Origin of the sequence: Pseudomonas sp. PP3 (assembly GCF_905336995.1) — a bacterium.
Taxonomy (GTDB): domain Bacteria; phylum Pseudomonadota; class Gammaproteobacteria; order Pseudomonadales; family Pseudomonadaceae; genus Aquipseudomonas; species Aquipseudomonas reinekei.
In genome coordinates this window covers 1120706-1134460 of sequence record NZ_HG995459.1, presented here as the reverse complement: position 1 = coordinate 1134460, position 13755 = coordinate 1120706, and the positions used below count along the sequence as shown (strand labels likewise).

The following is a 13755-nucleotide window of genomic DNA, read 5'->3' as shown; positions in this document are numbered from 1 at the left end:
TCGCCCCTATGAATACCGCCGTCAACGCCAACGTAGTCCATGAATCCGAAGCACAGCGCCAACACGCCCGAGTGAAAATCCCGGCCAAGCTGCGTTTCTTCGGCCCCGACCGCACGCCGGTCGAAGCGCGAGTGATCGACCTGTCCGCCGGTGGCCTGGCGTTCAACGCCGGGCAGTTGCCGCTCAAAGTGGGCGATGTGTACAAGGCCCGTCTGCAATTCGTGATCGACAACCTTGGCCTGGCCATGGACGTCGAATTGCAGGTCCGTTCCTTCGATCGCCAGACCGGCCGCGCCGGTTGCCAGTTCCAGAACCTGGAACCACAGGACATCTCGACCCTGCGCCACCTGATCACTTCGCACCTGGCCGGCGACATCGTCAGCATTGGTGAAATGTTGGCGACGCTGCAGCGCGATAACTTCACCAAGGCGCGCAAGAACAAGGACGGCGGCCACGGCATGAGCGCGTTCGGCCGCATGAAAGCCGTGACCTTCAGCATCGGTATTTTCATCGTTGGCCTGGCCGCCTTCGGTTTCATCTTCAAGTCGGTGTACGGCATGTATTTCGTCAGCCACGCCCAGGCTGGCCTGGTCAGCGTGCCGGGCGTGAACATCACCATGCCCCGCGACGGTACCGTGCAGAGCCTGGTGAAATCCGACGGCGTGGCCGCCAAAGGTGCACCGCTGGCGACTTTTAGCACCAGCATGCTCGACGTACTCAAGGGCCATCTGGAAGACGACCAGTTGTCGCCGGCCAAGGTTGAAGAACTGTTCGGCAAGCAAATGACCGGCACCCTGACTTCGCCATGCGATTGCACCGTGGCCCAGCAAATGGTCGCCAACGGTCAGTACGCCAGCAAGGGCGACGTGATCTTCCAACTGGTCCCGCGTAACACCGAAGCCAACGTTGAAGCCCGCTTCTCCTATCGCCAGTTCGGTGACGTGCTGCCAGGCACTGCCGTGCGCTTCCAGATCGCCGGTGAAGACAAGACCCGCACCGGCAAGATCGTCAGCAGCACCAGCCTGAAAAGCGCCGACCTGTCTTCCGACATCCGCGTCCTGATCCAGCCTGACGAAGCCCTGGACAGCACCCTCGCCGGCCGCCCGGTTGAAGTGAACAGCGACCGCGGTCCGAACCTGAACTGGCTGATCGACAAAGCCATGGCTGCTGGTCTGTAACCGGAGGACATGCCTGTGACCATCATCAGTCTTCTCAGAACTCCGCGATCCCTGTGGGAGCTGGCTTGCCAGCGATTGGATCACTGCGATGTTACTGAAAAACCGCGTCAAGCGGATCGCCGGCAAGCCAGCTCCTACAGGGGTCATATGGTGTGCTCGCTGGCTTTGGCAGTCAGCCTCGCCGGTTGCGCCGGCCTGCCCGATCAACGCCTGGCCAACGAAGCGCTCAAGCGTGGCGACACCGCCACCGCTGCGGCGAACTATCAGCAACTGGCGGACCTGGGTTACAGCGAAGCCCAGGTCGGTCTGGCCGACATTCAAGTTGACAGCCGTGACCCGGCGCAGATGAAACAGGCCGAGGCGACTTACCGCGCCGCCGCCAGCGTTTCACCGCGTGCCCAGGCGCGACTCGGCCGCTTGCTGGTGGCCAAGCCTGGCTCCACCGAAGCCGAGCAACATGAAGCCGAAACCCTGCTCAAGAAAGCCGCCGCCGCTGGTGAAGGCAATACCTTGATCCCGTTGGCGATGCTGTACCTGCAATATCCGCACAGCTTCCCGAACGTGAATGCCCAGCAGCAGATCAGCCAATGGCGCGCCGAAGGCAAGCCGGAAGCAGGCCTGGCACAGGTGCTGTTGTATCGCACCCAGGGTACTTACGATCAGCATCTGGATGACGTGGAAAAGATCTGCAAAGCCGCGATCAACACCACCGATATTTGCTACGTCGAACTGGCCACGGTCTATCAGAAAAAAGCCCAGCCTGAACAACAGGCCGAGCTGATCAAGCAGATGCAGGCTGGCCATGCACGCGGCACTGTGTCCGCTCAACGTGTAGACAGCGTCGCCCGGGTCCTGGCCGACTCGACCCTCGGCACACCGGATGAGAAAACCGCGCAGTCGCTGCTCGAACCTATCGCCCCGGGTTACCCGGCGTCGTGGGTCACCCTGGCGCAACTGCTCTACGACTTCCCCGAACTGGGCGATGTCGATCAGATGATGAAGTACCTGGACAACGGCCGCGCCGCCGACCAGCCGCGTGCCGAGCTGTTGCTGGGCAAGCTGTACTACGAAGGCAAGATGGTTCCGGCAGATGCGAAGGTCGCCGAAGAACATTTCCAGAAAGCCGTCGGCCGCGAAGTGGCCGCCGATTACTACCTCGGCCAGATCTACCGCCGTGGCTATCTGGGCAAGGTCTATCCGCAGAAGGCGCTGGATCACTTGCTGACCGCTGCGCGCAACGGCCAGAACAGCGCCGACTTTGCCATCGCCCAATTGTTCTCCCAAGGCAAAGGCACCAAGCCTGACCCGCTCAATGCATACGTCTTCAGCCAACTGGCCAAGACCCAGAACACCCCGCAGGCCACCGAGCTTGCACAAACACTCGAAGCCCAACTGCCGCCTGCGCAGCTGGCCGAGGCCCAACGCCTGTTGAAACAGGAACAGGCCGTTCGCGGCAACTTGAGCCAGAACACGCTGCCACTGCATGCCCTGCAAGAAGAAGATGGCGAGGAATCCCTATGAAATTGAATCCATTCATGAAGGCCGGTATCGGCCTCACCTTCGCGCTGATCTGGTCTTGCCCGACACTCGCTGCGATGACGGAAGAAACCAAGAATTTCGGCCTGGACGTGAAGATCACCGGCCAGTCCGAAGACGACCGTGACCTCGGCACCCAGAGTGGCGGCGACGTCAACGGCGTCGGCCTCGACCTGCGCCCGTGGGTCTATGGCGAAAGCGGTGCATGGAGCGGCTACGCGATGGGTCAGGCGGTGACGTCCACCGACATCATCGAGACCGACACCCTGCAGCAAGCCGGCAGCGACGGCACACAGAACACCGAAAACGATGACCGCAAGACCAAGAAGAACTACCTGGCGATGCGTGAGTTCTGGGTCGGCTACAGCGGCTTCACGCCTTACCCTGGCGAGATATTGAAGTTCGGTCGTCAGCGCCTGCACAACGACGACGGTCAATGGCGCGACACCAACATCGAAGCCCTGAACTGGACCTTCGACACCACCCTGCTGCGCGCCAATGTCGGTATCGCCGAACGCTTCAGCGAGTACCGTACTGACCTGAAAGAGCTGGCCCCCGAAGACAAGGATCGCCTGCACGCTTTCGCCGATGCCGAGTATCAGTGGACCCCGGGGCACTGGGCCGGTATTCGCGGTCATCACACCCACGATGACGGCAAGCTCGACTATGCCGAACCCGGCGTTCCTGCCGACACACTGGACAAGAAACAAAACGGCGACATCAGCTGGCTAGGCCTGCAGGCCAACAGCGACGCCTACAACTGGCGCAATACCAACACGGTCAATTACTGGGGCAGCATCACCGGCATGAGCGGCGACCGCGATACGGTCAACCCATTGAATGCTGATGGCACCGCACCCGCCGAAGCCAAGCGCAGCGGCGATGTAGACGGTTGGGCCACTGACCTCGGTGTGCGCCTGCGCCTGGATCCGCAATGGCAAGTCGGTGCCGCCTACGCCCGCGCCAGCGAGGATTACGAACAGAACGGCCTGGAAAGCAACCGCTCGAACTACACCGGTACCCGCTCGCGCGTGCACCGTTTCGGCGAGGCCTTCCGTGGCGAAATGAACAACATGCAATCGGCCACACTGTTCGGTTCGTGGATGCTCAATGACGAATACGACGCCAGCCTGATCTACCACAAGTTCTGGCGCGTCGACGGCAACAAACCGGTCGGCAGCAACGGCATCGATGCCGTGCAGAACAACACCGACGACGTCACCGGCGCCATCCTTTCCAGCACCTCCCTGCCACTGAACGATGGTGAAAAAGACCTCGGCCAGGAGATGGATCTGGTGGTCACCAAGTACTTCAAGCAAGGCCTGTTGCCGGCCGCGTTGAGCCAGAAGATCGATGAACCTTCGGCCCTGGTGCGTTTCCGTGGTGGCGTGTTCAAGCCGGGTGATGCGTACGGCAAGGAAGTCGACTCGTACATGCACCGCGCGTTCATCGACGTGATCTGGCGCTTCTGATGCACATTGCGAAGGGAGTCTCCCAGATGAATCATCAAGCCCGAAAAGGCTCGATCAGCCTGTTGGCCGGCGCGATGCTGCTGGCCAGCGCGAGCGCCTTCGCCAATGTCGAGCCGGCAGCGCCTCAAGCTGGCAAGCAGGCGACCGTGACCAAGGAACTGCAACAGGCCAAGACCTACACCGTCAGCAGCGCACCGACCGCGCCGCTGGAACTGGCCACGCCGAAACTGCCGGACGTGTCCGGCTACACCGCCGAAGCCATCGCCGCAAAAGTCGTGCGCAGCAAGGCCGGCAAAATCAGCGTGCGCCGGATGATGCAGGAAGACGCCCTGAAGGACTTCATCGGTGGCGATAACAAGATGGCCGAGTGGGTGGTGCGTCAGCACGGCATCCCGCAGGCGATCTTCGTCGACGACGGCTACATGAACCTCAAGGACCTGGCGAAGAAGCTGCCCAAGCAGTACTTCAGCGAAACGTCGCCAGGCGTATTCCTGGCGAAGTTGCCGATTGTGGTGGGTAACAAGGGCATTCTGGAAATCGACAAGCAGACCCAGGAACTGCGCCTGTCCCAAGAGGCCGGTTCGTTCCTGGTCAACGACGGCCAGCTGTTCGTGCGTGATACAAAAATCACTGGCTGGAGCGAGAAGGCAAATGGCCCGGCAGCGTTCAAGTCGCCCAAGGAATTCCGTCCGTTCCTGCTGGCCTGGGGCGGCACCGAGACCTACATCGCCAACAGCAAGATCGCCAGTTTCGGTTACGCCAACAGTAAGTCCTACGGCGTGAGTATTTCCCAATACACGCCGAACATGGCCAAGGTGCTCAAGCGTCCCGAGCCGACCGGCTGGATCGTCGGTTCCGAGTTCTCGGACATGTGGTACGGCTTCTACTGCTACGAAACCAGCAACTTCGTGGTCAAGGGCAACACCTACAAAGACAACATCGTCTACGGCATCGACCCCCACGACCGTTCCCACGGTCTGATCATTGCCGACAACACGGTGTACGGGACCAAGAAGAAGCACGGGATCATCATTTCCCGTGAGGTCAACGACAGCTTCATCTTCAACAACCGCAGCTACGACAACAAGTTGTCGGGCCTGGTGATCGACCGTAACAGCGTCAACAACATCATTGCCCACAACGAGATCTACCAGAACCACACCGACGGCATCACCCTCTACGAGAGTGCCGACAATTTGCTGTGGGGCAACAAAGTCGTGAGCAACCGCCGCCACGGCATCCGCATTCGTAACAGCGTGAACATTCGCCTGTACGAAAACATCGCCATGGCCAACGGCTTGACTGGCGTCTACGGCCACATCAAAGACCTGACCAATACCGACCGTGACATCAAGCTCGACCCGTTCGACGCCCAGGTGTCGCTGATCGTGGTGGGCGGTGAACTGGCGGCCAACGGCAGCGGCCCGCTGTCCATCGACTCGCCGTTGAGCGTCGAGCTGTATCGCGTGTCCATGCTCGCACCCACCAAATCCAGTGGCATCAGCTTCTCGGGGATTCTCGGCGAGCGCCAGGATGAAATTCTCGACCTGCTGGTGCGCCAGCAGAAAGCCGTGCTGATCGACCCTGTCGAACGCCAGACCGAAATGCAGGACTGAGGATAATTTTATGCACCCACACTTGATCAAATTACTCAGCCTGTCGGCCCTGACCGCTGGCATTCTCGCGGCCAGCGGTGGTGTTCGCGCCGACGAAGTGCAAGCGCCAAAATTCAGCGCCGAACCCTGCTGCAGCCTGTGCCCGGCGGCTCACGACGCGAAGAACTACACCACGCGTTATCAGCAGAACTTCACCACGCTGGTGCAGGCCCAGGGCGACTGGCTGTTCCGTACGCAGGAAGACTTGCGCACCGAATTCGACACCACGCCTGCCGGCTACAAACGCATGAAGCAACTGCACGATGCGTTCAAGAGCAAAGGCGTGGAACTGGTTGTGGTTTATCAACCGACCCGTGGCCTGGTGAACCGCAACAAGCTCAACCCTGCCGAGAAAGCCAGCTTCGATTTCGACAAGGCCCTGAGAAACTACAAGACCATGCTCGGCCGTTTCGCGCAGATGGGCTACGTAGTGCCGGACCTGTCGCCGCTGACCAACGAGCAACTGCCCGATACCCTGCCCGCCCACGATTTCTACTTCCGTGGCGACCAGCACTGGACCCCGTACGGCGCACAGCGCACAGCGAAAATCGTCGCCGAAAAGGTCAAGCAGATCCCGGCCTTCGCCGACATTCCCAAGCGTGAATTCGAGACCCATAAGTCGGGTCGCATGGGCAAGACCGGAACATTGCACAACATGGCCGGTCAACTCTGTGGCACCAGCTACGCGATCCAGTACATGGATCAATTCACCACCGAGCCGAAAGGCGAAGCAGGCGATGGCGATCTGTTCGGCGATTCCGGCAATCCGCAGATCACCCTGGTCGGCACCAGCCACAGTGGCAAGAACTATAACTTCGCCGGTTTCCTCCAGGAGGCCATCGGCGCCGACATTCTCAACGTGGCGTTCCCCGGCGGTGGCCTGGAAGGTTCGATGCTGCAGTACCTGGGCAGCGACGAGTTCCAGAAGAACCCGCCGAAAATTCTCATCTGGGAATTCTCGCCGCTCTATCGCCTCGACCAGGAAACCATCTACCGCCAGATGATGGCGCTGCTGGACAACGGTTGCGAAGGCAAGGATGCACAGATGTCCGGGAGCACCACCCTGAAGCCGGGCAAAAACGAATTGATGGTCAACAGCAAAAACCTCGACCTGCGTAACGGCAGTCACCAGGTCGACATCCGCTTCGCCGACACGTCGGTGAAAACCCTGCAAGCCACCCTCTGGTACATGAACGGTCGCCACGAGGACATCAAGATCGACAAACCGGAAACCTCCGACACTGACGGACGTTTCGCCTTCGAGTTGCGCACGGACGAAGACTGGGCCTCGCAGAATCTGCTGGCCGTCGAAATCCAGGGTCCTGAGAAAACGGATGCCGCGCCACAGAAAGTCGAAGCGAAAATCTGCAAACGCAACGTATTCCCGGGCGCTGAGCAACGTACCGCTTCAGCCGGGCAATGAGGTCTGCTATGCGAAATCCGAAACTTGCAACACTGACGCTTTTGAGCCTGGCGATGTTCGCCGGGGCGACCCAGGCTGCGGCGCCACTGCGCCCGCCACAGGGTTACTTTGCGCCGATCGAGAAAGTCAAAACCGGCGACAAGAGCGAAGGCTGCGATGCGATGCCGACGCCGTACACCGGCTCGCTGCAATTTCGCAGCAAGTACGAAGGCTCGGACAAGGCCCGTTCGACCCTGAACGTGCAATCGGAAAAAGCCTTCCGCGACAGCACCGCCGACATCACCAAGATCGAGCGCGGCACCAGCAAGCGCGTCATGCAGTTCATGCGTGACGGTCGCCCGGAACAACTGGAGTGCACGCTCAATTGGCTGACGGCGTGGGCCAAGGCTGATGCGTTGATGTCCAAGGACTTCAACCATACAGGCAAGTCGATGCGCAAATGGGCGCTGGGCAGCATGGCGTCCTCGTACATTCGCCTGAAGTTTTCCGACTCTCATCCGCTGGCCAACCATCAGCAAGAGTCGCAGCTGATCGAAGCCTGGTTCAGCAAGATGGCCGACCAGGTGGTCAGCGACTGGGACAACCTGCCGCTGGAAAAAACCAACAACCACTCGTACTGGGCCGCCTGGTCGGTGATGGCAACTTCCGTCGCCACCAACCGCCGCGACCTGTTCGACTGGGCGGTGAAGGAATTCAAGGTCGGCGCCCATCAGGTCGACGCCCAGGGCTTCTTGCCCAACGAACTCAAGCGCCAGCAACGCGCCCTCGCCTATCACAACTACGCCCTGCCGCCGCTGGCGATGATCGCCAGTTTCGCCCAGGTCAACGGTGTGGATCTGCGACAGGAAAACAACGGCGCGCTGAAACGCCTGGGTGACCGGGTACTCGCCGGGGTGAAAGACCCGGACGAATTCGAGGAAAAGAACGGCAAGGAACAGGACATGACCGACCTCAAGGTCGACTCGAAATTCGCCTGGCTCGAACCGTTCTGCTCGCTCTACACCTGCACCCCGGATGTGCTGGAGAAGAAGCATGACATGCAACCGTTCAAGACTTTCCGCCTCGGCGGCGACTTGACCAAGGTCTATGACCCGGCCAATGAAAAGGGCAAGGGTTCCTAGAACAACGCATCCCCCTGTAGGAGCTGGCTTGCCAGCGATGCGATGTGTCAGTCGACATCATTCTCGGATGTGCAGACGCCATCGCTGGCAAGCCAGCTCCTACAGGGATCGCTGTGGCTTTGAATGCAAGACATCCCCCGGTTTTCGGTGGGGGGTTTGGGGGGGCCGTTGGCCCTTGACTGTTGGTTCAAACAAGGAGAGATCGGGATGGTATTTTCGTCCAACGTGTTCCTGTTTTTGTTCTTGCCGATCTTTCTCGGCTTGTACTACCTGAGCGGGCAACGCTATCGCAATTTACTGCTGCTGATTGCCAGCTACGTGTTCTACGCCTGGTGGCGTGTGGACTTTTTGGCGCTGTTCGCAGCGGTCACCCTGTGGAACTACTGGATCGGCCTGAAAGTCGGTGCCGCCGGTGTCCGGACCAAACCGGCACAGCGCTGGCTGCTGCTCGGCGTGGCGGTGGACCTGTGTATCCTCGGCTACTTCAAGTACGCCAACTTCGGCGTCGACAGCATCAACGCGATGATGACGTCGATAGGCCTGGAGCCCTTCATCCTGACCCACGTGCTGTTGCCGATCGGTATCTCGTTCTACATTTTCGAGTCCATCAGCTACATCATCGACGTCTACCGTGGCGACACCCCGGCGACCCGCAACCTGATCGACTTCGCGGCGTTCGTGGCGATCTTCCCGCACCTGATTGCCGGTCCCGTCTTGCGTTTCCGCGACCTGGCCGACCAGTTCAACAACCGCACCCACACCCTCGACAAATTCTCCGAGGGCTGCACGCGGTTCATGCAGGGTTTCATCAAGAAAGTCTTCATCGCTGACACCCTGGCGGTGGTCGCCGACCATTGCTTCGCCCTGCAAAACCCGACCACGGGCGATGCCTGGCTGGGTGCGCTGGCCTACACCGCGCAGTTGTACTTCGACTTCTCCGGCTACAGCGACATGGCCATCGGCCTGGGCTTGATGATGGGTTTCCGCTTCATGGAAAACTTCAAGCAGCCGTACATCAGCCAGTCGATCACCGAGTTCTGGCGCCGCTGGCACATCAGTCTGTCGACCTGGTTGCGTGACTATCTGTACATCACCCTCGGCGGTAACCGTAAAGGTACGCTGACCACCTATCGCAACCTGTTCCTGACCATGCTGCTCGGTGGTCTGTGGCACGGCGCGAACATCACCTACATCGTCTGGGGCGCCTGGCACGGCATGTGGCTGGCGATTGAAAAAGCCATCGGCCTGAATACCGCGCCACGCAGTTTCAACGTGCTGCGTTGGGCCTTCACCTTCCTGCTGGTGGTGATGGGCTGGGTGATCTTCCGCGCAGAAAACCTGCACGTCGCCGGGCGCATGTACGGCGCGATGTTCAGCTTCGGCGAATGGTCGCTGTCGGAACTCAACCAGGCCAGCCTCACCGGCCTGCAGATCGCAACGTTGGTGGTGGCCTACGTGACCCTGGCGTTCTTCGGCCTGCGCGACTTCTACAGCAACCAGCCACCAGCCAAGACCCAACCTGCGGTGAACGTCGACAGCGATGGCCCTGCTGCCAGTGAACCGGGCCTGATCAAAGCCGCGCCTGGGGATAACCCGACGAGCATCCATCAGCCCGGCTACACCGTTGGCGTCGACGCCCAGGTGCAACCGGCCTATTGGACTGCTGACTGGTCCCGTTACGCCATGCGTGCGCTGGTGCTGCTGCTGTTCATCGCCTCGATTCTCAAACTCTCGGCGCAAAGCTTCTCGCCGTTCCTTTACTTCCAGTTCTGAGGGATCTGACCATGACCCGCTCATTACGCATTTTCTACATCGCACTGTTCCTGGTGACGCTGCTCGGCCTCGGCCTGTGGTCGGTTCGCAGCTTCATGGGCTTCAGTACCAACGCCGATGCGACGGTGCTCAACGGCCGCTGGACCAAGGCTGTGGAAACTCACTACGACGAAGAGTTTCCGATCAAGCGCCTGGGCACCAACCTCTGGGCGGCGCTGGATTTCAAACTGTTCAACGAAGGTCGTCCGGGCGTTGTGCTCGGCCGCGACCAGTGGTTGTACAGCGATGAAGAATTCCACCCGACCGTCAACGAAGAGCTGAACCTGCAAGGCAACTACGCGCTGGTCGAAGGCGTGCGCCAGACCCTCAAAGAGAAAGGCGTGAAACTGGTCATGGCCGTGGTGCCCGCCAAGGTGCGTCTGTATCCGGAGCATCTGGGAGAAGTGAAACCGGCCAGCATCCACGCCAATCTCTACCAGGATTTCCACAAGCGTCTGGCGGCCGATCACATCCTCGCCCCTGACCTGCTCGGCCCGTTGGAACAGGCCAAGCAGAACGGTCAGCAGGTGTTCCTGCGCACCGACACCCACTGGACACCGCAAGGTGCCGAGATCGCAGCCAACCGTTTGGCCAAGACCATTGCCGACAAGTACCCGCTGAGCGGCGAGCCACAGCGCTTCGTCACCGAGCCTGCGCAAACTGTTACGCATAAGGGCGACCTGCGACTGTTCCTGCCACTGGACCCGCTGTTCGAAAACCTGATGCCCAAGCAAGAACCTTTGCAGAAGCGCAACACCGTCGCGGCTGAAGATCAGCCGGCCGGTGACGACGCCCTGTTCGCCAACACCGAAGTGCCGGTGGCCCTGATTGGCACCAGCTACAGCGCCAACCCCAACTGGAACTTCGTCGGTGCACTCAAGCAAGCGCTGAACAGCGACGTGGTCAATTACGCCGAAGACGGCCACGGCCCGATTCTGCCGATGCTCAGCTACCTCAAGAGCGACGCTTTCAAGAACAGCCCGCCACAAGTGCTGATCTGGGAGTTTCCTGAACGATATCTGCCTGTGAATAACGAAATCGGTGACGCCGACCCGCAGTGGGTCGCAGAGCTTAAACAAGCCGGCGCCCGCCAACAAAACGTAGCCGCAAACACTAAATCCGAGACGCCCGACCGGGCGCAAAACTGAAAGAGAGAGGTACTACCATGACTTTCAAGACAACTCCTCGCCGTCTCGCCAAGACTTTTGCTCTGGTTGCCGGCATGACCGCGCTTTCGATGCAAGCGTTCGCCGGTGGCGATGCCGCGCTGTACGGCCCGACCGCACCGAAAGGCTCGTCCTTCGTGCGTATCTACAACGCCAGCAACGCCGAAGTCAGCGCCACCGTCGGCAGCACCAGCCTGAGCGACGTCGCGCCACTGTCCAGCAGTGACTTCAGCTTCATGCCGGGCGGCGACTACAGCGCCAAGGTCGGCAGCCAGACGCTGCCGGTGAAACTGGCCGGCGATCACTATTACACCCTGGTCAACAACGCCAGCGGCGCGCCGCAACTGATCGAAGAGCCACCGTTCAAGAACAAGCAGAAATCCCTGGTGCGCGTGCAGAACCTCAGCGACAAGCCGCTGACCCTGAAAACCGCCGATGGCAAGACCGACGTGGTGCCGAACGTTGCGCCCAAAGGTCGTGGCGAACGTGAAATCAACCCGGTCAAAGTCAGCCTGGCGCTATACGATGGCACCACGAAAGTCGGCGACGTGAAACCGGTCGCCCTGGAACGCGGCGAAGCCGCGGTGCTGTACGTCACCGGCAACGGCAGCAGCCTGTCGCCAGTCTGGGTCAAACGCCCGGTCTCGACGCGCTAATTAATTTCCCGAACTGCCCCGGCTCTCTGTGGGAGCCGGCCTGCCGGCGATGCAGGCCACTCGGTTTTACGCTGTACCGAGGTGATGCCATCGCTAGCAGGCTAGCTCCCACAAAGGCCTAACCAAACGAATTTCAAGGAGTAACAATATGATTCCGGTGATCTTGTCAGGTGGTAGTGGCTCACGTCTTTGGCCGCTTTCCCGTAAGCAGTTCCCTAAACAGTTCCTGGCCCTGACCGGCGAACACACGCTGTTCCAGCAAACCCTGGAGCGCCTGGTGTTCGAAGGCATGGACGCGCCGATTGTGGTCTGCAACAAAGACCACCGTTTCATCGTCAACGAGCAACTGACCGCCCGCAATCTGGACACCCAGCGCATCCTGATGGAACCCTTCGGCCGCAACACCGCGCCGGCCGTGGCCCTGACCGCGATGATGCTGGTCAATGAAGGTCGTGACGAACTGATGCTGGTGCTGCCGGCCGACCACGTACTGGACGACCAGAAAGCCCTGCAACGCGCCCTGGCCCTGGCCACCGTGGCAGCGGAAAACGGCGAAATGGTGCTGTTCGGCGTACCGGCCACCAAACCGGAAACCGGCTACGGCTACATCAAGTCGACCAACGACTCGCTGCTGCCTGAAGGCGTCAGCCGTGTTTCGCACTTCGTCGAAAAACCCGACGTGAAACGCGCCACCGAGTTCGTCCAGTCCGGCGGTTATTTCTGGAACAGCGGCATGTTCCTGTTCCGCGCCAGCCGCTTCCTCGAAGAGCTGAAAAAGCACGATCCGGACATCTACGACACCTGCCTGCTGACCCTCGAGCGCAGTGCCCAGGACGCCGACAGCGTGACCTTCGACGAAGCGACCTTCGCCTGCTGCCCGGACAATTCCATCGACTACTCGGTGATGGAAAAAACCCAACGCGCCTGCGTCGTTCCGCTGACCGCCGGCTGGAGCGATGTCGGTTGCTGGTCGTCGCTGTGGGAAGTGAATGAAAAAGACGCCAACGGCAACGTCACTAAAGGCGATGTGGTCATCCAGGACAGCAAGAACTGCATGATCCACGGCAACGGCAAACTGGTGTCGGTGATCGGCCTGGAAAACATCGTCGTCGTCGAAACCAAGGACGCCATGATGATCGCCCACAAGGACAAGGTCCAAGGTGTGAAGCAGATGGTCAACACCCTCAACGAACTGGGCCGCACTGAAACCCAGAACCATTGCGAAGTCTATCGTCCGTGGGGCTCCTACGATTCGGTGGACATGGGCGGCCGTTTCCAGGTCAAGCACATCTCGGTCAAACCGGGCGCCTGCCTGTCGCTGCAGATGCACCACCACCGTGCCGAGCACTGGATCGTCGTCAGCGGCACCGCCGAAGTGACTTGCGATGAAAACGTGTTCCTGCTGACCGAAAACCAGTCGACCTACATTCCGATTGCCTCGGTCCACCGCCTGCGCAACCCGGGCAAGATTCCACTGGAGATCATCGAAGTGCAATCGGGCAGCTATCTGGGTGAAGACGACATCGAGCGTTTTGAAGATATCTACGGTCGCTCGACCCCGGTTGAGCGCGGCGTGTCGGTGAAAACCATCGCGCAATAAGCATCCGTTACCTTAAGCCCCCGATCAGCTCGCTGCGTTCCCTATCCGCAGCGGGTTGACCGGGGGCTTTTTTTGTCCGGATTTTGTGTTGCCTCGGCCGGCCTCATCGCGGGCAAGCCCGCTCGCACAAGGTTAT

At 60.2% G+C, this 13755-nt stretch carries 10 protein-coding genes; all 10 read left to right on the top strand.

What is annotated here, in order from left to right:
• Nucleotides 1-8 precede the first annotated feature (8 nt).
• The 10 genes from KHO07_RS05230 (at nt 9) to KHO07_RS05185 (ending at nt 13619) form a co-directional block, all read left to right on the top strand.
• Complete coding sequence (locus KHO07_RS05230) at nt 9-1178, top strand: alginate biosynthesis protein Alg44 (protein WP_150733831.1); 1170 nt, start codon at nt 9-11, stop codon at nt 1176-1178.
• Between the two features lie 9 nt (nt 1179-1187).
• Complete coding sequence (algK, locus tag KHO07_RS05225) at nt 1188-2699, top strand: alginate biosynthesis TPR repeat lipoprotein AlgK (RefSeq protein WP_280519538.1); 1512 nt, start codon at nt 1188-1190, stop codon at nt 2697-2699.
• Nucleotides 2696-4186 carry an alginate export family protein gene (locus tag KHO07_RS05220; protein ID WP_150733833.1) on the top strand — a complete coding sequence of 497 codons (1491 nt, stop codon included), beginning with the start codon at nt 2696-2698 and terminating at the stop codon, nt 4184-4186. Before algK ends, KHO07_RS05220 begins: the two co-directional genes overlap by 4 nt.
• 26 nt (nt 4187-4212) lie before the next feature.
• A complete protein-coding gene (algG, locus tag KHO07_RS05215; RefSeq protein WP_212626622.1) occupies nt 4213-5802 on the top strand; it encodes a mannuronan 5-epimerase AlgG in 1590 nt (529 codons plus the stop codon).
• Nucleotides 5803-5812: 10 nt separating this feature from the next.
• Nucleotides 5813-7264: an alginate O-acetyltransferase gene (locus KHO07_RS05210; protein ID WP_075945593.1), complete on the top strand. Its 1452-nt coding sequence runs from the start codon at nt 5813-5815 to the stop codon at nt 7262-7264.
• An 8-nt stretch (nt 7265-7272) separates the two neighbouring features.
• Nucleotides 7273-8385: a mannuronate-specific alginate lyase gene (locus KHO07_RS05205; RefSeq protein ID WP_212626621.1), complete on the top strand. Its 1113-nt coding sequence runs from the start codon at nt 7273-7275 to the stop codon at nt 8383-8385.
• Between the two features lie 207 nt (nt 8386-8592).
• Complete coding sequence (locus KHO07_RS05200; RefSeq protein ID WP_212626620.1) at nt 8593-10158, top strand: MBOAT family protein; 1566 nt, start codon at nt 8593-8595, stop codon at nt 10156-10158.
• A gap of 11 nt (nt 10159-10169) precedes the next feature.
• Entirely contained in the window at nt 10170-11345 is a 1176-nt protein-coding gene (locus KHO07_RS05195) for an alginate O-acetyltransferase (RefSeq protein WP_150733837.1), read from the top strand.
• A gap of 17 nt (nt 11346-11362) precedes the next feature.
• Nucleotides 11363-12019, top strand: a complete 657-nt coding sequence (locus tag KHO07_RS05190) for an alginate O-acetyltransferase AlgF (RefSeq protein WP_150733838.1) — start codon at nt 11363-11365, stop codon at nt 12017-12019.
• A 148-nt stretch (nt 12020-12167) separates the two neighbouring features.
• A complete protein-coding gene (locus KHO07_RS05185; RefSeq protein WP_150733839.1) occupies nt 12168-13619 on the top strand; it encodes a mannose-1-phosphate guanylyltransferase/mannose-6-phosphate isomerase in 1452 nt (483 codons plus the stop codon).
• The last annotated feature ends 136 nt before the right edge of the window (nt 13620-13755 follow it).